General features: G+C 71.1%; 17 protein-coding genes. 11 read left to right on the forward strand and 6 right to left on the reverse strand.

The annotated features are described in order from the left end of the window. Positions 1 to 14: 14 nt before the first annotated feature. The 4 genes from KUM32_RS18195 to KUM32_RS18210 all read right to left on the reverse strand — a co-directional run bounded on the left by KUM32_RS18195 (position 15) and on the right by KUM32_RS18210 (position 3,766). Positions 15 to 275, reverse strand: coding sequence for a hypothetical protein (locus KUM32_RS18195; RefSeq protein WP_217142973.1), 261 nt, complete (start codon positions 273 to 275; stop codon positions 15 to 17). A 185-nt stretch (positions 276 to 460) separates the two neighbouring features. Then, positions 461 to 1,066 carry a hypothetical protein gene (locus tag KUM32_RS18200; RefSeq protein ID WP_217142974.1) on the reverse strand — a complete coding sequence of 202 codons (606 nt, stop codon included), beginning with the start codon at positions 1,064 to 1,066 and terminating at the stop codon, positions 461 to 463. An 87-nt stretch (positions 1,067 to 1,153) separates the two neighbouring features. Next, complete coding sequence (locus KUM32_RS18205) at positions 1,154 to 3,181, reverse strand: S8 family serine peptidase (RefSeq protein WP_217142975.1); 2,028 nt, start codon at positions 3,179 to 3,181, stop codon at positions 1,154 to 1,156. 120 nt (positions 3,182 to 3,301) lie between these two features. Then, entirely contained in the window at positions 3,302 to 3,766 is a 465-nt protein-coding gene (locus KUM32_RS18210; protein ID WP_217142976.1) for a ricin-type beta-trefoil lectin domain protein, read from the reverse strand. Positions 3,767 to 4,321: 555 nt separating this feature from the next. Here KUM32_RS18210 and KUM32_RS18215 point away from each other — a divergent pair. Next, positions 4,322 to 5,620, forward strand: a complete 1,299-nt coding sequence (locus KUM32_RS18215; RefSeq protein WP_217142977.1) for an RICIN domain-containing protein — start codon at positions 4,322 to 4,324, stop codon at positions 5,618 to 5,620. Positions 5,621 to 5,745: 125 nt separating this feature from the next. Here the strand turns inward: KUM32_RS18215 and KUM32_RS18220 are convergent, their stop codons facing one another. After that, positions 5,746 to 6,951 (reverse strand): beta-1,3-glucanase family protein, encoded by a 1,206-nt coding sequence (locus tag KUM32_RS18220; protein WP_217142978.1) that lies wholly within the window; start codon positions 6,949 to 6,951, stop codon positions 5,746 to 5,748. A gap of 549 nt (positions 6,952 to 7,500) precedes the next feature. On the opposite strand from KUM32_RS18220, the gene KUM32_RS18225 reads away from it, so the two are divergent. Beyond that, complete coding sequence (locus KUM32_RS18225; RefSeq protein WP_217142979.1) at positions 7,501 to 8,694, forward strand: S8 family serine peptidase; 1,194 nt, start codon at positions 7,501 to 7,503, stop codon at positions 8,692 to 8,694. Positions 8,695 to 8,885: 191 nt separating this feature from the next. Here the strand turns inward: KUM32_RS18225 and eccCa are convergent, their stop codons facing one another. Then, positions 8,886 to 12,866 carry a type VII secretion protein EccCa gene (gene eccCa / locus KUM32_RS18230; protein ID WP_217142990.1) on the reverse strand — a complete coding sequence of 1,327 codons (3,981 nt, stop codon included), beginning with the start codon at positions 12,864 to 12,866 and terminating at the stop codon, positions 8,886 to 8,888. A gap of 297 nt (positions 12,867 to 13,163) precedes the next feature. Here eccCa and eccD point away from each other — a divergent pair, with 297 nt between their 5' ends. From eccD to KUM32_RS18275, 9 genes are all read left to right on the forward strand, one after another. Then, positions 13,164 to 14,567 (forward strand): type VII secretion integral membrane protein EccD, encoded by a 1,404-nt coding sequence (eccD, locus tag KUM32_RS18235; RefSeq protein ID WP_217142980.1) that lies wholly within the window; start codon positions 13,164 to 13,166, stop codon positions 14,565 to 14,567. An 18-nt stretch (positions 14,568 to 14,585) separates the two neighbouring features. Continuing rightward, positions 14,586 to 16,106 carry a type VII secretion protein EccB gene (gene eccB / locus KUM32_RS18240; protein ID WP_217142981.1) on the forward strand — a complete coding sequence of 507 codons (1,521 nt, stop codon included), beginning with the start codon at positions 14,586 to 14,588 and terminating at the stop codon, positions 16,104 to 16,106. A 101-nt stretch (positions 16,107 to 16,207) separates the two neighbouring features. Further along, positions 16,208 to 16,549: a WXG100 family type VII secretion target gene (locus tag KUM32_RS18245; RefSeq protein ID WP_217142982.1), complete on the forward strand. Its 342-nt coding sequence runs from the start codon at positions 16,208 to 16,210 to the stop codon at positions 16,547 to 16,549. A gap of 101 nt (positions 16,550 to 16,650) precedes the next feature. Continuing rightward, a complete protein-coding gene (locus KUM32_RS18250) occupies positions 16,651 to 16,968 on the forward strand; it encodes a WXG100 family type VII secretion target (protein WP_217142983.1) in 318 nt (105 codons plus the stop codon). Positions 16,969 to 17,078: 110 nt separating this feature from the next. Continuing rightward, positions 17,079 to 17,543 (forward strand): type VII secretion system-associated protein, encoded by a 465-nt coding sequence (locus tag KUM32_RS18255; protein WP_217142984.1) that lies wholly within the window; start codon positions 17,079 to 17,081, stop codon positions 17,541 to 17,543. A 42-nt stretch (positions 17,544 to 17,585) separates the two neighbouring features. Beyond that, a complete protein-coding gene (locus KUM32_RS44725) occupies positions 17,586 to 20,879 on the forward strand; it encodes an AAWKG family protein (RefSeq protein ID WP_217142985.1) in 3,294 nt (1,097 codons plus the stop codon). A gap of 112 nt (positions 20,880 to 20,991) precedes the next feature. Then, the gene (locus KUM32_RS18265; protein ID WP_217142986.1) at positions 20,992 to 21,411 is read left to right on the forward strand and encodes a YbaB/EbfC family nucleoid-associated protein; all 420 of its coding nucleotides are present in this window, start codon (positions 20,992 to 20,994) and stop codon (positions 21,409 to 21,411) included. Between the two features lie 81 nt (positions 21,412 to 21,492). After that, positions 21,493 to 21,840 (forward strand): hypothetical protein, encoded by a 348-nt coding sequence (locus KUM32_RS18270; protein WP_217142987.1) that lies wholly within the window; start codon positions 21,493 to 21,495, stop codon positions 21,838 to 21,840. A 221-nt stretch (positions 21,841 to 22,061) separates the two neighbouring features. Beyond that, positions 22,062 to 23,243, forward strand: a 1,182-nt coding sequence (locus tag KUM32_RS18275; RefSeq protein WP_217142988.1) for a hypothetical protein, incomplete at its 3' end; no start/stop codon positions are given.

Here is a 23,243-nt window from a genome sequence, read left to right on the forward strand (position 1 = left end):
GTGTCAGGAAGATGTCAGCGCCGGACCTTCTCGGACTCCGTGGCACCGATGCCCGTGCGGCGGTGGTACAGCGGACTGATCAGGGTGGTGAGGAGCATGCCGCAGGCGACGGGAAAGGCATACGTGAGCAGTCCCGACTCGCCGGTGGCTCGCACCGTCAGGAACCCGACCGGCCAGCCCAGGACGGCGCCCACCAGGATCAGCCACGGGGGTCCGGTCCATCGCCCCCTGGCGAAGCCGACGACAGCGACCGCGCCGATGACCAAGGCGCTCATCCAGTGGGAATGGTCTATGGGCAAGATGGCTGTCCTCACACGAGGCGGAACTCCCGCGGGAGCGATGTCACCGCTGCCAACGGTCTGCCGCCCGAACCGGTTCACATACGGCTCCACCCTCCTACGCGGCGATGGGCGGACCCGGCCACCGACCGTCCGGCCCGCGTGCCCCGGCAGGGGCGGGCTCAGCGTTCCTGCAGAGCGTCCAGGGCCACGGCCTGGGCGATGGCGAGCCTGCGGTCGAGCGCGGGGGACTCGATGTCCAGGACGTAGCTGTCGCGCACCCCGAAGTTCTTGTCGACGCGCATCGCACGCTCACCGCCGTCGGAACTGAAGTCAAAGTGGTAGGGCCATGCGAACGGCAGCACTTCCACGAACGGCACCGCGCTCCACACACGCCTGAGCAGCGCGACGAAGACGCTGCGCTCCCGGCCGGTCAGCGGCGGCGCGCCGTCCTCCTGCGTGACCCCCCACGTCGAGCGCAGCAGCGAGGCGGCGAACTTCTTGTTGAACGTGCCGATGGGCTTGCCCGCTTCGTCCAGGACGTCGTAGGTGCCTGCGACGTCCAGCACGGAGCGCGCCTTGAATGTGAACAGGACCTGCGACTTGGTGCGGTCGGTGAAGAAGGTGACCTGCTCCTTGAAGGATCTCCAGTTCTGTTCGGCGTAGGCGACGACGTCGGCATCGCCGCCGTCGCCGCCCTCCCGTGTCACCTCGTACCGGTTGACCATGACGGTCAGGTCCTGCTTGATGCGAAAGAGCTTGTGCTCCTGTAGTCGAGACCTGTCCATAATCCACTCCTCAGCCTGTGCCCCAGATCAACGGACGGGTGAGGAAAGCGGTTCAGGACAGGCCACCGGCTACTCCTCCGGCGCCGCTCAGCGCGCCGTGAGATAGGCCCTTTCGATGGTCTGCACGACGCTGTTGCCGTCGGCGTCGGTCAAGTGGACCCGCAGCGAGACCGACCCCTCCTTCTCCGGGTGGGTGAGGGACAGGTGGCCACCGTCCCCGGCCGGGACGGACTGCCAGGTGGCGCCCTCGTCGTAGGAGACGTCGAAGGTCAACGCCCGCGGCGCACGGTCGGACGCCGCGCCCTCGATGACGTAGGGCACGCTGAACCGCGCGCCGGCCGGCGCCGCGCCGGACGCGCCCAGCTCCGGCGTGAAGCGGACGGTGGACAGCGGCAGCACGCTCCACCGGTCCTCGGGCGTCTCGGCCGAACGGAACGTCCACCGGGCCGACACCCGGGTGCTGACCGGGAAGTACGCCGGGTCCCGGGTGCTGTCCAGGGCCAGCTCGTAGGTACCGGCCTCGGCGGGGACCTCGTAGTCGGTGCCCTCGGACGCGGGCACGCCGTAGAGGTCCTTGATCTCCTTGCCGTCGACGTGAAGGGTGCTGCTGACCGAGTGCTGGCTTTGTCCGTGGTGTCCTGCGCCATCCTTGTACAGCGGCAGATAGGCCCGCACGAAGTTGCCTCTGCGCGTGGCCCCGGCCCAAAGCAGCCCCATCAGGTCCTCCGGCGCCTCCGAAAGGCCCGGGCCGAAGACGGCGCCGTTGAAACGTTCGACGTAGGTGTGTCCCGCCTTCCACGTCCGGGGGTACATCAGCAGACTGCTCTCGGACGCGGGGTCCGCGGCACTGTCCCTCACGGCGCCCGTGACGAGCCAGCGGATGCCACTGTCGAGGACGTAGTCCGTGGTTTGCGTCGGCAGGGCGAATTCGGTGGAGCGGCCGAACCTCAGGCCGTCGCCGATCGCCTCCGGCATAACCGCGCGCTGCATGCGCTGGCCGCTGGTGACGGCGGGGGCGGAGAAAATGACCCTGGCCAACTGGTCCCGTCGCACCTCGGTGGTGAAGCCGGCGAGGTCGCCGGTGCGGTCGTACGCCAGGTGGTAGGAGACCGGTTTACCCCAGCTGTCGGTACGCGTCCACTCGCCGGCGTACCGCAGCAGCGCCTCGTCCTCGTGCAGCCGGGGTCCGAGCTGTCCGACGGTGACACCGTCGAAGTCGGACATCGACACGTGCTGCCAGCCCTTGGACCGCCCTGTGGCGGGGTCGGGCATCAGCGTGAGGCTGGCCGACCTGGCGGCCGTGTCGGCGTCCGGCAGGGAGATGCGGACCGGGCGGGCGGCGCGGGCATCGACGTCGACGACGGTGTCGGCGCCGAGCCGCAGTCTGGGCTGGACGATGAACGCGTTGGTGTCGCCGCCGGGGTGGATCACTCCAGCGAGTGAATAGTCGCCCGCCGGGAGCCGGACCGTGCTCTCGCCGTCCGTCTCATCGGCCAGCTCTGCGCCGAGTGGGCGATCGTGTCGCGCGACGGAGGTGACACCGTCACCCGTGGGACGGCCGTTCTCGTCGACATGGCGGACGGTCAGGTCGTAGGCCTCCTTCTCGCGTTCGACACCGACAGCGGTGCGCACACGCACCGAGCCGTCGGCGGACGCGGCGGCGACGGAGCCTCCGAACGCGCCGTCCGTGGTGCCCAGGCGCGTGTCCGCGGTCACTTCGGCTGTCGCCGTGCCACCCGCCGGTACGGTCAGCCGCGCCGGTGACACCGTGAACATGCCCTCGGGTGTGGACGTGCCGTCGACAGCGCGGGCGTCCACGGAGAGGGCGAGGTCGACGGGCCGCGTGCCGGTGTTGCGGTAGGTCAGCTCCTTGGTCACCCGCTCGTCGTCGTGGTGCGGCCACTGTTGCAGGCCGAAGTTGAGCCGTGCCTGGTCGGCGATGACGCTCTGGGCCATCGCACGGTTCACGTCGACGCGGCCGGTGCCCTGATGAAACGAGCTGTAGGGGCCGGGTTCGGCGGAGGTGGTCAGGGCGGACCTGATGCGCTCGCCGTCCCAGTCGGGGTGGCGCTGGGCCAGCAGCGCGGCGGCGCCGGCGACGTGCGGGGTCGCCATGGTCCGTGCTGGACACGTTGCCGCGTAGGGCCGATGCCGCGGTGCACGTCCACACCGCTTGTTCGGCGCGAGTGCCCGCTCCCCGCGGACGCTTGTGCCGCAACCGGGCCACCAGGTGCGTCAGGACAGCAGACCCCACTTGCCCTTTTCGAAGTTGTCCATCTCCTCCAGGTCGGCCACGGTCACCGGACCGGCGTTCCACGCGGTGAGGAACTCGCCGTTGAAGGCGCGCCAGCGGGCCCCGCGCTCCATCTGGTCCCACTTCTGCCCGGGGTCGGCAGCGCTGCAGGTGGACACGTAGACCTTGGTGCCATCGGTGTCGAGGCACTTGTCGGTGTACACGTGCCGCACGCGCTGGTTGGTCCCGGACTCCACGTCGATCATCCATCGGTTGAGCACGGTCGCCGGCCCGTCGCCGCACGGGGCCTGATAGACCTGCCGGTTCGTGGTAGCGGCCAGGCACTGGTAGGTGGCGACGTTCTGGAGGCGGTGCGGCCACCGGTCCGCCGCCTGCGCGGGCTGGGCCACGACCGTGGTCGCCGCCAGCCCACCGCACACGGCCAGGGCCGAGAGAATCCTGCGCACGTAGATCTTCCTCACTCGCTCGTTCGGAATCGAATGTCCGTAGCAGGAACGTCGTGCAGGTTGAAGCGGTTCACGGCAGCCTGTCCAGGACAGCCGACTCCCCCCAAAAAACAGACGGAGTTGGGGGCACGGCGTGCGCTCACGCGCCACCGCACCTCCGGAGGTTTCCCCTCGGTCGGCCCGCACCGGTCGGCCCACCTCAGTCTCAGAGTCGCTCTGGTCGCTGAGGACACGCATGGGAAAGCCGGGGGGCACCACGCCGGTCATGGCCGAGGCGACAAGTCACCCCGGATGCGGGGGCGGGTTGCCGGTGGGCGAAGCTCACGGCACCCGCAGTGAACCGGATCCACCTCATCTCGTAGTGAGAAGGACGGCCATACGGGCCGTCTCGACCACTGAGGAGGAAGTGTGGGGGACGAATCATCCACCGGACACTCCCGGCAGGGTTATTCACGACGCACCAGTTCCGCCCCGGGCCCGGCCGGCGCTGCGGACACCGAGGGGCGGCAGCGCCCCGGACGGATGTCCGTACGGCAAGCGGCGACCCTGCCCGCCGTGACGGGTGACCCGGGCACGGCGCTGGACTCGCTGGTCGCCCGCCGCGGGCGTACCGAAGCGGCCGGCGCGGCCGGCGCGGCGGAGGAGCCGCAGCGGGCCGAGGAGGAGCGGACCCAGGAACCCTCGACCCGTCAGCGCGGCTGGCGCCGGCCGACGCTGTCGCGGGAGGCGGCCGAGCGGCACAGTGCCGGGAGCCGGGCGGAGAACCGGGCCGAAGGCCGCCCCGGTAGCCGAACGGAAGCCGACGACACAGCCGCCGGCGCTGCGTCCGAGACGAGGGGCGGCGCGGAAACCCGTACCACGGCACGCCGAGAGGCCGCCGCGGAGCCAGAGGCCGATGTGGCGGTCGCCCCGGCCACGGCCGCGTCGGGCGTGGCCGAGCCGCCCGACGCGGCCGGCCGGACGCTGGCCGGGTTCGGCCGGCCTCGCAAGCCGATGCTGGCGGCGGCGGCACTGGTCGGAGCGGTACTGCTGGGCGTGCCGCTGCTTTTCGCGGGCGGTGACGACGATCAGCGTGGTACGTCCGCCGAGGCGGGCCAGGACACGCTGCTGACGGGCATCGACGGGAGGGAGGACGGCAGCGGCTTCGCCGCGGCCCCGCCCACCGTCGAGCCCGATGCCAAGGACAAGGAGAAGGAGCAGAACAAGGACAAGGACTGGACGGGGACAAAGCCGGTCCTGGCAGGCGTCCCCGGGGCCAAGCCTGTCGCCACCGGGGGCGACGGCACCGACGAAGGGGCCAAGGATCGTGACACGGACACCGTCACCGACGCCCATACCAGCACCGCCACCGACACCGGCACCGGCGGTGTGGAGGAAGCCAAGAACACCACGAAGCAAGAGCCCGCGGAAAGCTACACCGAGTCCGAGACGACCTCACCTCCCCGTCCCGCCCAGGGTGAATGGCTGCCCGGCACGCACCGAATGACCAACGCACACACCGGGAAGTGCCTGGTCAAGCTGTCCACCCGGGTGGTGGGCCAGGGCTCCTGCGGTGCTTCGCCCTGGCAGCGTTACGAGGTGGGCGACGGCACGTACCTGCTCAAGGACACCGCGGCCAACCGCTGCCTGGACACCGACGGCACCCAGCTGTACGTCTCCAGTTGCACCGTGAAGGACACCGGTCAGAAGTGGACCGTCTCCCGGTCCGGCTGTGCCGTCACGCTGGTCAGCAAGCCCTTCGGCGAGTACGTCACGGGCTGGAACGACGGCACCGTCAGTGCCTCGGCCCGCTCCTCCGTGGACAAGCCGGCCAAGTACCAGTGGCGGGCGCCGTCACTGGCGGGCTCCTGCTGACGGACGCCTGCTGAGGGACCCCGCGGTCGCGGGAGTGGGCCTGCTGTGGACGCGGGCCGCTCCGGTGCGTACGGCCCGGTCCGAGGGGCAGCCCTCGGACCGGGTCGGCGGCAGGGCGGGCGGGGTCAGCTGAACGGGTCGAGCGTGAGGTAGGCCCTCCTCGGGTCGGCGTCGTGCACCAAGGGCTCCTGGTGGCCGACGTCGTCGAAGGCGAAGGCGTAGGCCTTGCCGTCGGCCATGTGGGCGTGGAGGTTGCGCGCGTAGAGGTTCGTGCCGGTCTCGGCGGTGGCGGCCGACGGCGAGTCGGGCTCGACGTTTCCGTCGAGCAGCGTGCCGCGGTTGTAACCGGCGCACAGGGTCCGCGAGATCGGGCCGCGCACCGGGTCGTTGGGGGCGTCGAGGTGCTTGTGGCAGTTGAAGACGGAGTCGGCGTCGGGCTTCTTGAACGCCGTCACGAACTGCCCGGAGTCATCGGTGAAGTTCATGGTGTCACCGGAGACCCGGCCGTGGTACTTCACCTGTGGACGGTCGGAGAAGGGCGCCACGGTGAGCGTGGAACCGGTGTACTTCTCCCATACGCGGTTCACGTAGTCGTCCGTGATGTCGGCGGGCAACGCGCCCGAGGTGACGCCGTGACCGGGTGACAGGGCCCGCAGCACGGTGCCGTCGGAACGCGTCTGCACCAGACCACGCCAGCCGCCCGGGCGGCTGCGCAGGTCCTCGAAGAAGGCGTGATAACCGCCGGGCTCGAGGCGGCCGGTGCGTACGACGCTGCCGTCGGAGCGCATCAGGCCGACGGCGTAGGGGGCGGAGACCATGTCGACCTGGGTGCTGTTGAGCCACAGCCCGGAGTCGTTGAGCGTGTACTCGGCCCAGTTGAACAGCGTGTCCCGGTTCGGGTCGGAAGGGTTCTGGGGCGCGGGCTGCACCAACCCGTCGCCGGTGAGCCGGAAGTCCAGCTTGCGGCCGTAGGAGAAGTACACCCGACCGGACAGCTTGGGCAGCTTCAGCATCAGGCTGTGGCCGTGCCCGGGGCCGGCGATCGCCACATCGGGTGCGGGGACGGGGGTGGCCCCGGCAGCAGGCCAGGGGTGAAAGACGCCCTTCGCGTCGGCGTAGCCCTGACGGCCCGTGCTAAGCGAGGTACCCAGGACGTACACGTAGACCCGCTCGCCGAGCCCTGAGCGGTTCTTGAGCAGCAGCGGGACGGTGTCCGGCGCGCTCGCCGCGGCCTGCACCGGCGGGGAGGCGAGCAGGTGCGCCCCGGCAGCGCTGCCGGCCAGGATCGCGGTGACCGCCAGTGCCGTCATCGCCTTCTGTCTGACTTTCATTGCTGCCCTCCAACGGAGAAGTGCGCGGCCACCTGGGCCAGACCCGGCCCGGTTCTGCCCCAACCGGTCGCCGCGGGGCGGTCGGTACGCCCCCACGCACAACGCGGGTCCGCAGGGGCCGGTTCACCTCCCGGGCCATGCAGGAGCGCAGTCGGCGCGAGGTGACGCGAAGCCCTCGGGGAACCGGGACGATCGGGTCGGAGCCCGGGGGGCCGCCCTCACGTCCTCACCCGAACGGCGGGGGCCGCACCGGGAACCGCGCGCCGAAGCGGAGGCGCCTGGACACGGCGGGCCCGCCGACCCCCCGGACCGGCTGCGGGCGGACCGGCCCTGACCTGCTCGGCGTGCCGGACCGGACCGGCGCCGCAGCGGTGCCTGCGCCCACGGCGGCGGAACCGGTGAACACCCCGCCGTGCCGGTGGGGAGGGTGCGCCCCGACCACGCCCGACCCGTGTCCGCCCGCAGTGAACCTCCCGCCCCGCACCGGACGTTGTGCAGGGCGTGTCCACATCGCCCCGCCTCCGCCTGATCTCCAGGGTGGCCGTGTCCATGGTCGCGCCCGCCGTGGCGCTGAGCACCGTCCTCGCCCCCTCCGCCGGCGCGCGAGCGCCCGCCGCCCCGCCTGCCTCGTCCGGCAGCGACCCTGTCGTGAGCCTGCCCCGCATTCCCTCGGCTTTGAAGGACGGCCGGCCATGCACGGGCGCGTCGGAGGTGACCACCGACCGGGTGCCCTGGTCCCGCCGGTCACTCGGCCTCGACCGGCTGTGGGATCTCTCCCAGGGACAGGGCATCACCGTGGCCGTCGTGGACACCGGCGTCGACGCGGACGTCAGAGCGCTGGCCGGCCGGGTCACCGCGCTCGGCGACGCGGCCCGTGACTGTGTCGGGCACGGCACCTTCGCGGCCGGGCTCGTCGCCGCGGCCCGCACCGAGGGCGTCGGAGTGGCCGGCCTGGCACCTCAGGTGCGTCTGCTGGCCGTACGCGGCACCGACGAGCGCGGGACGCCGTCGGCGGAGCGGGTGGCCCAAGGTATCCGCTCCGCAGCCGACCAGGGTGCCGGTGTGATCTATGTCGGGAGCGCCCTGGCCGACGGCCGGCAGCAGCTGACCGAGGCCGTCGCCCACGCCGCGAGCCGCGACGCACTGGTGATCGCACCGGCCGCGCCCGACACGCCGCCCGAGCAAGACGGCGCCCGGCCGCGCCCGTACTGGCCCGCTTTCGCCCCCCGGGTGCTCTCCGTCGTCGACCACGGACCCGGCGGCACCCGGCCCGAGGACGCGGTGCCGGTGTTCTCCGCCGACCTGGCGGCCCCGGGCGGACTGGTGGTCAGCACGGGTCCGCGCGGAGGCCACTTCATCGGCTCGGGCCCCTCGTTCGCGGCGGCCCACGTGGCGGGGTCCGCGGCCCTGCTGCGCGCCTACCATCCAGAGCTGAGCGCGGTCGAGGTCTCCCGGCGTCTGGTGGCCTACGGCTATCCCGCCGACATTCCGCTCCTGGACCCGTACGCGGCGCTGGCCGCCATCGACCCGGCCGCGCCGGCCGGGGCACCCGCCGTCCCGCCGGTGAAGGTGACCGCCCCGCCCTCCGAGACGCCCCGGAACCGGTCACTGACGGTGGCGGCCGCGGTGAGCGGGTTGCTGGTGCTGGTGGCGGGGGCAGCGGTCGTCATACCCCGGGGGCGGGCCCGGGGCTGGCGCCCCGGCGGGCCGGACGGCGCGGGCCGGCCGCAGGCGACTACCTGAGGGGGCCGGCCCCCGGCGGGCCGCAGCCGTCCCACAGCGTGGCAGTCCCCCCGGCCGGCCCCGGCCGCACGTTCACGCCCGCTACCGGCCGGGGCGGGCCGGGCGTGACGGGCCGGGGCGAGGAGGACGGGGCCGGACCGGGGCAGGGCGGTCCCGGCGGGGCCGGGACCGCTGCGGATGCCGGGGCGGGGTCATGACCCGGCGTCGCCGGCCGGCTCCTCGACCAGTCCGGTCTGCATCTGCACGGTCTTGCGGCGGGCGATGTGGAAGGCGCGCCCCGGGGCCAGTATGCGGCCCTTGAGTCCGCTGAACACGTAGCCCTCCGAAGGCGGGCAGGACAGTTGCAGGGCGGGCGTGTTGATCTCCATCAGCCGTCGCATGACCATCTCCCCCATGCCGCGGGCGGCCCCACTGGCGGCGCGGGTCACGACCAGGTGCACGCCGACCTCCCAGCCCATGGCCAGGTGGTCGACGATCGGCGCCAGGGGCTGGCTGGACGGCCCGCCGCCGACCATGTCGTAGTCGTCGACGAGGATGAACAGCCGGGGCCCCTGCCACCAGTCGCACCGTTTCATCCGGGCCGGGGCGATGTCTGGCCCGGGTGTCCTCGCGCGCACCGCCCGGTCCACGCCCACGATGAGTTCCCTCAGTCCGTCCGTGGCCACCGCGTGGCCCAGGCGGTACTCCTCGGGGACGGCCTCCACCAGGGTCCTGCGGTAGTCCACGACCATGATGCGGGCCTCGTCGGGCGTGTAGCGCTCGGTGATGGCCCGGGTGAGCAGCCGCAGGAGGTTGGTCTTGCCGCTCTCGGTGTCACCGATCACGACCAGGTGCGGGGTTTCGGAGAAGTCGTGCCATACCGTGTCGAGCCGTTCCTCCTCCAGTCCCAGCGCGACCTTGAAGTCACCGGTGGGCGCGTCCAGGTCCGCGACCGGCAGGACGGCGGGCAGCATCCGCAGCGGCGGGGCGGGCGGGCCGGTCCAGCTTTCGGCGACCGCGGCTACCAGGGAGGCGACCCCCTCGGAGAGGTCGTCGGTGCCGTCCGCGCCGTCGATGCGGGGCAGCGCGGCGAGGTAGTGCAGCTGGTCCTGGGTCAGGCCACGGCCGGGACTGCGGGGAACGGCCGCGGCCCGCCGCGAGGTGAACTGGGAGTCCATCGGGTCTCCCATGCGCAGCTCGAGGTGGGTGGCGGCCTGGTCGCGCACCGCGGAGGTCAGTTCCACCCAGCGTGCGGTGGTGGTGATCAGATGGATGCCGTAGTTCAGACCGCGGGTGGCCAGTGCGTTGAAGGCGGGGATGTGCTGGTCGAAGTCCTGGCGGACGGTCGACCAGCCGTCGATGACCAGGAAGACGTCCCCGTGGGGCTCGTCGGCGAACTCTCCGGCCGCCCGGCGACGGCGGTAGCTGGGCATGGAGTCGATGCCGTGGGCGAGGAAGAACTTCTCCCGGTGTTCCAGGAGTGTGTTGACCTCGGCGACGGTGCGGCCCACGCGCTCGGCGTCCAGCCGGGGCGCGACCCCGGCCACGTGCGGCAGCCCGGCCAGACCGGCCAGGGTGCCGCCGCCGAAGTCCAGGCAGTAGAACTGCACCTCGCGCGGGGTGTGGGTCAGGGCGAGGGCCGTGACCAGCGTCCGGACCAGGGTGCTCTTGCCGCTCTGCGGGCCTCCCGCGACGGCGACGTGTCCGCCGGCCCCCGACAGGTCCACCGTCAGCAGCTCGCGCAGCTGCTCGAAGGGCTTGTCGACGATGCCGACGGGTACGGTCAACCGGCCCCTCAGCGGCGAGTCGACGATGCTCAGTCCGTAGCGCGGGTCGGGGACGAGTGGCGGCAGCAACTGATCCAGGGACGGAGACTCCTCCAGCGGCGGCAGCCACACCTGGTGCGCCGGCGGTCCGGCGTGGCGCAGTCGGTCCACCGCCACCGACAGCAGCGTCTCGCCGCTCTCCGCCTCCGGGGCCCCCTGCGGGTCGGGCGCGGGCTCTCCCTCCTCCTGGTCCGGCAGGGCCCGGGGCACCACCCAGTCGGTGCTCCAGGGCACCACCTGGCTGGCCACCCGCGCCCGGTGGCCGCTGTCCGAGCTGCGGCGGTGGGCGCCGGAGACGTAGGCGGCGCGGAATCGGGTCAGCGCCTCCACGCCGCTCTTGAGGTAGCCGCTGCCGGGCTGCGGGGGCAACTGGTAGGCGTCGGGCACGCCGAGGACACCGCGGCTCTCCATGGCGGAGAAGGTCCGCAGGCCGATCCGGTAGGACAGGTGGCTCTCCAACTGGTGGATGCGGCCCTCGTCCAGGCGCTGCGAGGCCAGCAGCAGGTGGACGCCCAGTGAACGGCCGAGACGGCCGATCATGACGAACAGTTCCATGAACTCGCGGTGCGCCGCGAGCAGTTCGCTGAACTCGTCGACGACCACGAACAGGCTGGGCAGCGGTTCCAGAGGGGTGCCCGCGGCGCGGGCCTTCTCGTACTCCAGGGCGGAGGTGTAGTTGCCGGCGGCGCGCAGCAGTTCCTGACGACGGATCAGTTCGCCGTGCAGGGCGTCCTGCATGCGGGCGACCAGGGCGACCTCGTCGGCCAGGTTGGTGATCACCGCCGAGGTGTGGGGCAACTCGTCCAGGCCCAGGAAGGTGGCGCCGCCCTTGAAGTCGACGAGGACGAAGTTGAGGGTCTCGGAGGAGTTGGTCAGGGCGAGTGCCAGAACCAGGGTGCGCAGCAGTTCGCTCTTGCCGGAGCCGGTGGCGCCGATGAGCATGCCGTGCGGGCCGGTGCCGCCCTGCGCCGACTCCTTGATGTCCAGCTCCACCGGGCGGCCCTCGGTGTCGACGGCTATGGGCACCCGCAGCCGGGAGCTGCCCGTGTGCTGTTCCCACAGCGTCACGGGGTCGTGGCGGTGCAGGTCGACGATGCCCAGCAGCCGGGTCAGCTCCACGTCCTTGGCCATGGGCTGTGCCGACTCAGCGCCCAGGCTCAGCCGGTAGGGCGCCAGGGCCTTGCCCAGCGCGCGGGCGGCGACCGGACCGAGGGCGTCGGGGCGCCCGAGCAGGGTGCGCTGCTCCTTGCGGTCGCGGTCGGTGCGCACCAGGCTGACGCCGTTCGGGGCGACCTCCAGCCGCAGGGTGGTGCGGCCCGGCCGCCAGGTCAGCGACTGGTCCAGATCCAGGACGACCGCGTTGCGGAAGCCGTGCCCGTCCAGCCGGTGCCCGGAGGGGACGCTGACGCCGTCCAGGACGATGACAGTGAGGGGCTCCTCGGGCCCCGGTACGGTGTCGGGCTCGAACGGGGGCCGTTCGGCGAACTCGGCACCCAGCAGGTTTTCCAGCTCCCCCAGTGCCGAGACGACCATCCGGGCGGGGCCGGCCCCGTCCTCCTGCTCACGGTGCAGCACGTGCGGCAGCCACTTGGTCCACTCCCACTCCCGGCGCCGTTCGTCGGACACGCACAGCGCGATCCACAGATCGTCCGGGGAGTGGAAGACCGCTAGCTGCGCCAGCATCGCGCGGACCAGGTGACGGACGTCGTCCTCCTCGCCGCGCAGCAGGATGCGGGCCCAGGTGCGCAGATACAGGGCGATGGGCTGGCCGGGCACGGTGGAGTACGCCCGGATGAAACTGCGCAGGGCGTGCGCGCTCAGCGGCTCCAGGTCCTCCACCGGACTGGTCGACAACGGTGCCAGCCGCAGGCCCAGTTTCTGCTCGCCGACCGCCAGCCGTACCTCGCCGAAGTCCTCGTCGGTGACTCGGCGTTCCCACAGCCGTGAGGTGCCGACCGTGGTGATGAGCGCGACGGGTTCAGGATGCCGCCAGGCCAGGGCCCGCTGCTGGTCGGCGACGGCCCCGCGCACCTTGCGCCTGATCTGGCCCAGGTAGCGCAGGTAGTCGCGGCGTTCGCCCTTCAGCTTCTGCTTGCGCTCACCGGCGCGCCGCATGACCTGACCGAGCATCATGGCGGCCGCCGAGAGGACCATCATGCCGATGGCCAGGTACATGAAGCCGCCGACCGCGCCCGGCCTGATGAACATCAACATCATCGACACCGACATCAGCGCCATCGGCAGGTAGTTCCACACCGCCGACGAATCGGGCACCAGCTCCGGCAGTGTGGGCGGTTCCTGGAGGCTGAGTTCACCCTCGGGCATGTCGGGCCCGCGGCGGCGGGCGGGTCTACGGAAGAGGACCACGCTCAACGGGACGACTCCTTCACGGACGTGGTGAGCGTCCGGGCGCGGGTGCACGGCCCGGACTGCGGCGGGGGCGCGGGGGTGAAAAGGCGGGCGGGCGCCCGTCGGCGGTTGACGGGAACTTCCGCAAAACCGGCTGCCTTTGCTCGAACCGGAGCTGCGGCCTCCACGTAGAAGCGGTGACGAACACCGGACGTCGCCGATAGCAGAAGCCGACGACACCGTCAGATAGTACGCATAAACCTCAAAAGCAACACAACACTCGATCAGTCACAAGGAAGGCGTGGACCGGGTCACATGAGCGACAGTCAGGCGGCGGCACTGTGCCACCTCACCGTGTGCGCTCCCACCAGGAGCATCGACCTCGCGGTACCCGCCGACACCCCCGTGGCCGACCTCCTGCCCGCCCTGCTGGGCTACTGCGGGCAGGAGACGGCGGAAGCCGGCGCCGACCACGGCGGGTGGGTGCTCCAGCGCTTGGGCGAGCGGCCCCTCGACGAGGAATCGACACTCAGGAGCCTGGACGTACGCGACGGAGCCACCCTCCATCTGCGCCCCCGCGCCGAGACCCTGCCCGACATCCACCTGGACGACCTCGTGGACGGCATCGCCACCACCATGCGGGAGCACCGGTACGGATGGTCCTCCGGAGCCAGTCGCAGGATGCTGCTGGGCCTGGCGGTGTCCGCGCTCGCAGCCGGCACGGTGGTCCTCGCCCTGCCCGGTGGCGGCTCGGCGTCCATACGGGCGCTGGCCGCCACCGTGGTCGGCCTGTTGCTGGTCGCGGGAGCCGGATCGGCCAGCCGCGCGGTGGGCGACGCGGGCGCGGGCGCGGCCCTGGGAACCATGGCCGTGCCCTGTCTGGTCCTCGCGGGCTGGCTGCTGCCCGGCGGCACGATCGAGGGCGACCAGGCGTGGGAGGTGGCCGGAGCCAGGCTGCTGGCCGCCTCGGCCGCCGCCGCAGGCGCCGCCGTCCTGGCCCTGGCAGCGGTGGCCGCCTACCCGGCGCTCTTCCTGGGCGTCTGCGTGGTGGCCGCCAGCGGCGCCCTCACCGGGGCACTCATGCTCCTGGCGGACCTGTCGCCCGCGCACTGCGCGGGCATCATGGCGCTGGTGGCGGTGGTCTTCGGCGCCTTCGTCCCCTCCCTGGCATTCCGGCTGGCCGGACTGCGCATGCCTCCCCTGCCCACCAACGCCGCACAGCTGCAGGAGAACATCGAGCCGCACGCCAGCGAGGAGGTCGCCGCCCGCGCGGTGCTGGCCGACAGCTGGATGACCGCCCTGTACGCGGCGGTCGGAGCCATCTGTGCGGCCTGCCTGACGGGTCTGCTGCTGCAGCCCGACCTGGCGATGACCCTCACGGCGGTGACGCTGTCCCTGCTCCTGCTGCTGCACGCCCGCGTCCTGGGCAACGTCTGGCAGCGGCTGTCCCTGACGGTGCCCGGCGCCGGCGGCGTGGTGCTGCTGGCACTCGGCTCGGCCTGGGACTCCGCCTCCGGCGGCCGGCTGCTGCTGGTCGCCGGACTAGTGGCGGGGGCCGCCGGCCTCGCCATCGCCTCATGGACAGTGCCCGGACGCCGACTGGTGCCCTACTGGGGGCGCGCCGCCGAACTGCTGCATTCCCTGGCGGCCATCAGCCTGCTGCCCCTGGCCATGTGGGTGCTCGGCGTCTACGGCGTGCTGCGCTCGATCAAGGGATGACCGGGGGACCACACGACGATGCAGACCAAACGCGACCAGGTCCAGGCTCATCTCTTCGTGATGGGGCGACTGACCTCCAGCATGCTCCGAGCCGATCCCGACGCCCCCGAGAGCCCGCAGGGCCGCACCAACCGCGGCACGGCCATCGGTGTGGTGGTGACGGTGCTCATCTGCGCCGGCGCCTTCGTCTTCGGACTGATCAAACCCGGTGTCAAGGACTCCTGGCGCGCCGCGGGAACCCTGGTCGTCGACCGGGACATCGGTTCGCGCTACCTCTACCTGGACGGACGGCTCCGGCCGGTACGCAACCACGCCTCCGCCCGCCTGCTGCTCGGCGCCGAGATGAAGACCACCGCGGTCGGCAGCGGCTCCCTGCGCGACACCCCCCACGGGCCGCCCGTGGGAATCCCCGGTGCCCCCGACGCCCTCCCGAAACCCGACGACCTGTCGACCGACCCGTGGCTGGTGTGCTCACGCCCCACCGTCACACCGGCCGGCACCAGCGACAAGCAGGAGACCACGACCACGCTCGCGGTCGCCTCCGACGCCGCCGGCCAGGACGTCGGCGGCGGACGCGCCCTGCTGGTCGAGGCCCCCGACGGCACCGCGTACCTGGTGTGGCGGGGCAGCCGGCTGCGGCTCGACGCCGGCTCACGCGCCGCCGCCTCGCTGGGCTACGGCTCCGTCGCCCCCCTGCGGGTGTCGGCCGCCTTCCTGTCCGCGCTCCCGGCCGGCCCCGATCTGACGCCCGTCGCGGTACCCGGCCGGGGCGAACGCGGACCGGACCTCAGCGGCCAACGGACAAGAGTCGGACAGCTCTTCCGGATCACCGTGCCCGGCGCGGCCCCCCAGATGCACCTGCTGCGCCGCGACGGCCTGGTACCGCTGACCGACACGGCCGCCGCCCTCCTGCTCGGCGATCCCGCCACCCGTGACAAGGCCTACGACGGCGGCACCGTCGTGGTGCGGCAGCTCAGAGCGGACGCCATCGGCGGCCACGTCGTACCGGGCAAGTCCGCTCCCGGGCCGGGCGCCGGGCTGCCCGCCTCACCGCCGCGGCCGGCCACGGTGGCCGCGGACCGGACACCGTGCGTCCAGGTCCGTCCCGGCCGGGACGGCACCCGGGTGCGCGTGTCCCTGGTGCGGGAGGACTCCCTCGGGCCGGTCACGCAGCCACCCGCGGAGCACGTGGCCGCGGCCTGCCTGCCGGTGGACCGTGTCACCGTCCCGGCGGGCGGCGGCGCACTGGTGCGGGTGCTGGGCGCCGCAGGCGTCGACGTGGGCAACACCACCTATCTGGTGACGGACAGCGGCCTGAAGTACCGGGTGCCCGACGAGAAGGCATTGCAGGCGCTGGGGCACGCGTCGGCCTCGGCGACCGCGCTGCCCTCCCTGCTGCTGTCGATGCTGCCCACCGGTCCCGACCTGACCGAGACCGACGCCGCCGCGGGCCGCGCCACGCTCACCGCCCCACGCTGCGCCGAACCCGGCGCCGCCCGCGGCGGCAAGACCACCGCACAGGACCCGGGGAGCGGTTGAGGCCCCGGCGCCAGAAGCGGGCGGCCGACCGTCAGGTGACCGCCCGGCGACCCGGACAAGGCCGGGCCGCCGCGCAACGTCCAGGATGAAAGGAACCGTTCATGTCCAGCAACGGAATGCAGGCATCGAGGGCACAGGACCTCAGGGCGGGCATCTCCGCCCTCAACATGGCGGACAGCGGCATCAGCCGCATCGTCGCGGACGTCCAGGGGTCGAAGTACGACCTCGGCCCGCACTGGGCGGGCGACGACGCCCAGGCGTTCCAGCAGCTCGTCGACAAGTGGCTGGGCCACGCGGCACGCATCCAGAGCGCCCTGCGCGCCCTGGAGGACCAGATGACCATCGCCCTCGGTGAGAAGGCCAAGGGACAGGCGACCAACGTGGAACGGATCCAGGAGCGCTCCCAGCAGAGCGACTACATCACCACCGCGCTCAACCCCTGACGGCACCGGCCGTCCCAGCCGCGCCGTACCCGGCCGGGCACCGTGTCCGGCACCTCCGGTCCCGGAGAGGAACGGGCCGCACCCACAAGAAGGAGAGGCACATGTCCGATCAGACCGACGGCATCATCCACATCGAGTACAACCACGTCCAGAACGCCGCCGACAACATCATGGCCCAGACCGTGGCGCTGGAGACCGTGCTCGACAACCTGGAGATGGAACTCACCGCGCTGAGCAGGTCCTGGGTCGGTGACGACAACATCCAGTACGCCGCCAAGCAGGCGGAGTGGGACGAGTCCGTGCGGGCGATGAAGCGGGAGCTGGACTCCTACAGCCATCTGCTCGTCGACATCTCCGACGACTACCGGCGCAACGAGCAGCGGCTGGCCGAGGCGTTCCAGGACGTCTGGGCCCGCTGACCGAGCCGGCGGGGCCGGTCGCCCTGCGCGTACGGCCCCGCCGCACCCCTGAGGTCCGGCCTCCCGTCCCGGTTCGCCGGGGCCAGAGAAGAACGAGACAGGAGTTTCCCGTGCCCGACGACAAGAACACCGTGCGCCTGGACCGGAAATGGCTGGAGAGCTTCCTCACCGAGGAGGTCGGGCCGTTCCGGAAGCAACTCGAAGGCCTGCTGGAGAACGAGCCGGGCACGGGTGTGCCGTCCATGTGGGTACTGCTCGGAGGAACCGTCGACACCCTCACCCTGGACCAGGTCAAACCGCTGAACATCGGCAGGCTGGCCAACGACGACTCCTTCTCCGGCAAGCACCTGAACGACAGTGTGCGCACGTCGGCCGAGTCGATCGACGCCACGGTCAGGGAACAGATCGACCTGTTCAAGTCGATCGAGGAAAACCTGCGGGACGCCATGGACGTCCTGTTCAAAACCCAGGGCCAGTCGCTGGAGAAGATCGAAGGACGCCAGTTCCTGGAGCACTTGGAGGACGTCAGTGACGTCCTCGGCGGGCCTGGCAGCGCCGACGACACCGAGAGGTGACCACCTGCCGCCCGCCCGTTCCGACGCCGGAAAGGACACGTCGTGAGTACTCCCACCGGGAGCATGCCGGACCCGTGGAGGGAAACGGTCTCAGCCATCACCGGCTATCCCGCCCCGGACCGCAGCGAAATCTTCGAGTCGCTGAAGGGCACCGACGACATGAAGATGCTGAAGGTGGAGATCACCCGCATCAGCGAGAGCGACTTCCAGTCGGCGAACCACGGCTGGCAGGTGGACAACACCGACTACGTCATCCCCTTCGCCCGGCGTGAGGGCAGCGGCCTCGGTTACCACGCGGCCCGCCTGTCCTTCCTGGGCACCGTCACGCACGTCGACCCCGCGACCGGCCAGAAGATCACCTCCGTCCCCACCGGCCCGGGGGTACGGGAGGGCGGCACCTTCCAGAGCCACCTGGAGAACCACGCCGGGATGACCGGCCGCCCCACCTGGGACAGCACCAAGCTCTTCCAGTACATCCACGGCACCGGCCTGGCCCTGCACCGACTGCTGTACCAGGAGGGCGGGACGCGGGGCTTCGCGTGGAGCGGGGCCGCGGTCCTCCCGGCCGACCAGGTCGACCTCGCCACGTTCGACCGGGCCAGTGACGCCTTCGACCGGGTGGCACGCTTCTTCCACCAGGGTGCCGCCCAGCTCGACCGCTGGGAAGGCTCCCTCGGCAAGGAGCACTCGGCCTGGCTCGGCCAGGCGGCCGGCGTCTTCCACGACCTGGTCCGCCGCCTGAACCGCAACTACGAGAAGTTCTCCGAGTCCCTGCGGGTCACCTCCGGCCGTTCGGTGCAGGCGAAGAAGCTCCAGGCGGCCAAGGAGGAACTGCGCGCCGCCGCCACCGAGATGTACAACGCGTGGAGCCTCTGGTATCCGGATCACGGACATCCGCTGGTGTCACTGAAGCAACTGATCGACGAGGTCGACCACCACGTCACGTTCAACAACCGGCTGGCCATCGGCTTCAGTGTCGAGCAGAAATTGGAACAAACGCCCGGCGGCGCGCTCATCACCCAGTACGACGTCGTGTCGCACAGCATGGGGCACTTCTCCGACCATGCCGTCGACCGCTCCGGACGCTCCTACGGGCCCTTGTTCGAGCTGAGCACCTGGAAGGCCATCACCAACCAGGCTGTCGCCAACTGGGAACGGGACATGGACCAGAGCCTGGGCGAGACCGCCCGCAGGGCCAAGGCAGCGGTGTTCAACACCTGGAACAACATCGGCGAGTTCCCCGTGATCAAGACGGGGAGTTACGACCTCTACCAGGAGTACACCAAGGACAAGCAGGAGCGGACCGAGAAGGACAACAAGAAGGAACAGGAGGAGCAGAAGGCCCAGTACGAGAAGGACAGGGCGGAGCAGAAAGAGCAGCACGAGAAGGACAAGGCGGAACAGAGGAAGCAGTACGAGGAACAGAAGGCCGACCAGGAACGCAGGGAGAAGGAGCAGGAAGCTCGCTACGAGCAGGAGAAGAAGGAGCGCGATCAGAAGGAGAAGGAACAGGAGCAGAAAGCCGCCGCCCGGGAGGCCCAGGCCAAGCGGGAAGCCGAGGAGTTGCGCGCCGAGCAGGAACGCAAACAGGCCGAGGCACAGGCCCAGGCCGAGCGCCGGGCCGAGGAACAGCGCGCCGAGGAACAACGGCGCTACGAACACCAGCAGGCCGAACAGAACCGCCGCGAAGCCGAGGCCAACGCCCGCTACGAGGAGGAGAAGGAGGAAGCCGCCCGCAAGGAGGCCGAGGCCAAGGCCGAAGCCGACCGCCGCGAACAGGAGGCCAAAGCCGAGGCGGCACGCCGCGAGAAGGAAGCCAAGGCCGAAGCTGAACGCCAGGAACGCGAGGCCAAGGAGCAGGCGGCCCGTCAGGAGGCACTGGCACTGCGTCAGGCGGAGGAGAACCGGGCCCGCTACGAAAGGGAACGCAAGGAGCAGGAGCAGAAGGAGAAGGAGCAGCAGGCGCGCTACGAGCAGGAGAAGGCGGAGCGCGAGCAGAAGGAGAAGGAGCAGCAGGAGAAGGCCGACGCCAAGGAGGCCGAGGCCGAACGCAAGGCCGACCAGCTGCGCGAGGAGCAGGAACGCGAGCAGGCCGAAGCCGAACGCAAGGCCGACCAGCTGCGCGAGGAGCAGGAACGCAAGGCGGAGCACCAGCGCGCCGAGCAGGAACGCAAACAGGCCGAGGCACAGGCCCAGGCCGAGCGCCGGGCCGAGGAACAGCGCGCCGAGGAACAACGGCGCTACGAACACCAGCAGGCCGAACAGAACCGCCGCGAAGCCGAGGCCAACGCCCGCTACGAGGAGGAGAAGAAGGAAGCCGCCCGCAAGGAGGCCGAGGCCAAGGCCGAAGCCGACCGCCGCGAACAGGAGGCCAAAGCCGAGGCGGAACGCCGCGAGAAGGAAGCCAAGGCCGAAGCCGAACGCCAGGAACGCCTGGCCAAGGAACGGGCCGACCAGGCGCTCGGGGAACTCGGCCGCGGCGGCATCGACCTGCCCTCCCGCCCGCCCCTCGTCTCCGACACGCCGCAACTGCCGGGCGGCCTCGGCGAGGGCGTTCCCCGCGGCAACGCGGACGGCACCGTCACCGTCACCTACCCGGACGGCACGTCCACCACCATCGACCCCGACGCCGGCACGGTGACCACCCGGGGCCCCGAGGGCAGGACGGACACCGATCCGCTGGGCAAGGGCGACCTGGTCCACAACCCCGACGGCAGCGTCTCCTCGATCGACGAGGACGGTTCGGTGGTCACCGACTACCCCGACGGCAGGTCGACGATCGTCGACCCCGACACGGGCAAGGTGACCACGGTCCACCCGGACGGGTCCACCACCACCGCCCCCCTCAGTCCGTCGTTCGACAGCACGCCCAGCCGCACCGGCTGGAGCACGTCGTACGGCGATCCCTACGAGGAGGAGCTGTACGACGCCTACAGCGCCCTGCCGTCCAGCCCCACCTCCCCGGCGCTCGACGCCGTCGGGCCGGGTGGCCAGCCGCACGGCAGCTCCCCGATGACCCCGGGCATGATGTCCCCGCCCCGGACGGGCGACGACTCGACCGGTGAACGCAGCAGGTCGGTGCTCAACAGCGACGTCGTCACCGGCCGCGGCGGCCAGCGGAGCGGGAACACGGTGTACCAGGACGAGCTCACCGCCCCCCAGCGCTACGGAACCACCGGGTCCGCGATGCCTCCGATGATGCCCCCCATGGGCGGCGCTCCCGCGCAGCAGAACGGCAACGAGAACAGCGACCGCCAGCGCACGGCCTGGGTGCCGGAGGACGAGGACGTGTGGGGCATCGACGAGGGCGGCGCCCCCACCGTGATCGGCCGGTGACGACCCCGGCCGTGGGACACCCCCCGGCCGCCGCGGGCCGGCGACACGGACAGGCCCCCGGCACAGACAAGCCCAGCAACAGCAGAACCAGGAGGACACGGTGCAGGAATCGATGGAAGAACGGATCGCACAGGCCGAGGCCCAGTTGAGAGCCACTCAGGCCACCGCGGCACGCATCGAGCAGCAGCTGTCCGGCGCGGTGGAGACGGTCGTCTCCCGCGACCGGTCGGTCGAGGTGACCGTGGGCGCCCAGGGCAACCTGACCGGACTGACGTTCCTGGACGGCAAGTACCGCACCATGAAGGCCACCGAACTGGCCTCCACCGTGGTGGAGACGGCGGAGAAGGCACGTGAGCGGATGGCCCGGCGGGTCATGGAGGCGTTCACGCCACTGACGACGGGCGGGGCGGGAGGGCCGGCACTGGAGGGGTTCGACGCGACCCTGGAGAAACTCCTGGGCACCTCGGGCGGCCGTCCCTCCGCCGGGGGCAGGAAGTCCGCGCCCCTGCACGACGAGATAGACGAAGACTGACAGCCGCGGACAACGACGCACAAGCCGACGCCGCGGGCGCGCGACAACGCGCCCCGGCACGACGACAGCCAGGAGGAAACCATGAGCGAAGGTGAGTACCACAGCGATCTGCAGGCGCAGCGGCTGGCCCAGAACAAGATCGAAGACGCGGTCCGGCACGGTGAGTGGACCCTGGAGGAGTTCCTGCGCCGGTACGAGCAGGTTGCCGAGTGCTTCGGCCTCAAGGACCCATACGCCAACCAGATGAAGAGGGCCCGCATCCCAGAGGGGGTGACCGCCGCAATGGAGCAGGTGTTCGGAGGTCTGAGAGCTGCCTGGTGGCGGGCCCAGCAGCTCAGCGTGGAGGTGCAGCGGCCCCGTGACCAGGCCCTGGCGGATATCCGCCGCCTCCCCGGCCACGGCATCACGCCGGACACCCGTAAGGGCTGACAGCCGCGACACTCTCCGCGCACGGAGGTGAACCGGAGCCCGTCCCGGTTCGTAGGACACGGTGGATGTTTTCGGAGTCGAGGGAGACTGCGGTGGCGGCGGACCAGCTCGGCGGTGTGATGGGGCACGGCCCGGTCTGCCGCTGCCTTCGTGTGCCGCGATGGCGCTGTGTCACTTTGTGCTGTCCCGCTGGGTGTGGCGGGCGCGGGGGGGTGTGCTAGGTGGCCTATATTCCCCCTGAGTACGCGGACTTGATGTTCGTCCTGCTCGGTGAGCGTCCTCTGGAAGCCAACAGTGACCTGACGTTGCAGTTCTCCGAGCTGCTGCACTGGAGCGCCGACCGGGTGCGGGAGATGAAGATTCTCCTGTTGGAGGCGCAGCACCATCAGCTGCAGGATGCTCTGCCGCATGAGGTGGCCGAGCGCTTCGGTCAGGTGCTGGGTGAGTACACCGGTATCGGCGGTTCTGGTTACCTCGATGTGTTCACCGAGGAACTGGACCGGCTGGGTATGCAGGTGGCGGGTCTGTCCCGGGACATCGAGGAGGCGCACCGCGAGATCATCGCCGAGTTGTTCCTGCTGGCCTCCACGCTGGCCTCGCTGTCCGCTCTGGGTTTTTTCACCGGTGGTTTCTCCTTCAGCCAGATGGCCTTGGCGAGGTCGCTGGCCCGTCTGAACATCATGCGCCGCATCTCCAGCCTGGTCATGCTCGGTGCTCTCGTCGAGGGGGTCTATCAAGGGCTTGAGGAGGCCCTGACCCAGCTCGCGGTGCAGCTGTCCATGATGATTCCCGCGCCCTTCAACCCCGAGGGCCGCCGCCGCACGGAGCTGGACTGGAAGAAGGTCGGCGAGGACCTGTTCATCGGTTCCCTGATGGGCGTGTTCACCCACGGCTTCGACCGCTTCCTGAAGCCGGTGGTGGACATCTTCAAGGACTCCGCCCTGTGGAAACGCACCTTCGTCGACGAGTCGGGCAACTTCCTCACCACGGGCGGGGGTGAGTCCCTGGCCGAACTGGTCGGTCTGGGCATCCTGAACGGGACCTGGGAGTTCAACCTCGACACCTTCCTCGGGGCCGGCCTGTCCTCCGTCGTCACCGGCAACATCGGCAAGGGCCTGTTCCTGTCCTTCAAGCACGGCAGCGACCTGATGGGCGGCCCCGACAACCCCTACAAGAACCCCGCCGACTTCCACAAACAGCCGTCCCACACGCCCGTCGTCGACCTGAACGACGACACCGTCGCACCCCCGCCCTACAGTTCCGCCGCGCCGGACCTCCCCGGCCCTCTCGGTGTCACCCCGCCGCCCGTCCCCCTCAACACCCTGGACAGCGGCACACCACAGCCGGGCGGCTCCCCAGGCCCGGACTACACGGACGACTACACGCACTACACGGGCACCCCC

Source organism: Streptomyces sp. AC627_RSS907 (assembly GCF_019049165.1).

What these genes read in the sequence shown, in the direction of transcription:
- KUM32_RS18195 (WP_217142973.1), bottom strand. Translation starts at nt 275, where the DNA reads ATGAGCGCCTTGGTCATCGGCGCGGTCGCTGTCGTCGGCTTCGCCAGG.
- KUM32_RS18200 (WP_217142974.1), bottom strand. Translation starts at nt 1,066, where the DNA reads ATGGACAGGTCTCGACTACAGGAGCACAAGCTCTTTCGCATCAAGCAG.
- KUM32_RS18205 (WP_217142975.1), bottom strand. Translation starts at nt 3,181, where the DNA reads ATGGCGACCCCGCACGTCGCCGGCGCCGCCGCGCTGCTGGCCCAGCGC.
- KUM32_RS18220 (WP_217142978.1), bottom strand. Translation starts at nt 6,951, where the DNA reads ATGAAAGTCAGACAGAAGGCGATGACGGCACTGGCGGTCACCGCGATC.
- KUM32_RS18225 (WP_217142979.1), top strand. Translation starts at nt 7,501, where the DNA reads ATGGTCGCGCCCGCCGTGGCGCTGAGCACCGTCCTCGCCCCCTCCGCC.
- eccD (WP_217142980.1), top strand. Translation starts at nt 13,164, where the DNA reads ATGAGCGACAGTCAGGCGGCGGCACTGTGCCACCTCACCGTGTGCGCT.
- eccB (WP_217142981.1), top strand. Translation starts at nt 14,586, where the DNA reads ATGCAGACCAAACGCGACCAGGTCCAGGCTCATCTCTTCGTGATGGGG.
- KUM32_RS18245 (WP_217142982.1), top strand. Translation starts at nt 16,208, where the DNA reads ATGTCCAGCAACGGAATGCAGGCATCGAGGGCACAGGACCTCAGGGCG.
- KUM32_RS18250 (WP_217142983.1), top strand. Translation starts at nt 16,651, where the DNA reads ATGTCCGATCAGACCGACGGCATCATCCACATCGAGTACAACCACGTC.
- KUM32_RS18265 (WP_217142986.1), top strand. Translation starts at nt 20,992, where the DNA reads ATGGAAGAACGGATCGCACAGGCCGAGGCCCAGTTGAGAGCCACTCAG.
- KUM32_RS18270 (WP_217142987.1), top strand. Translation starts at nt 21,493, where the DNA reads ATGAGCGAAGGTGAGTACCACAGCGATCTGCAGGCGCAGCGGCTGGCC.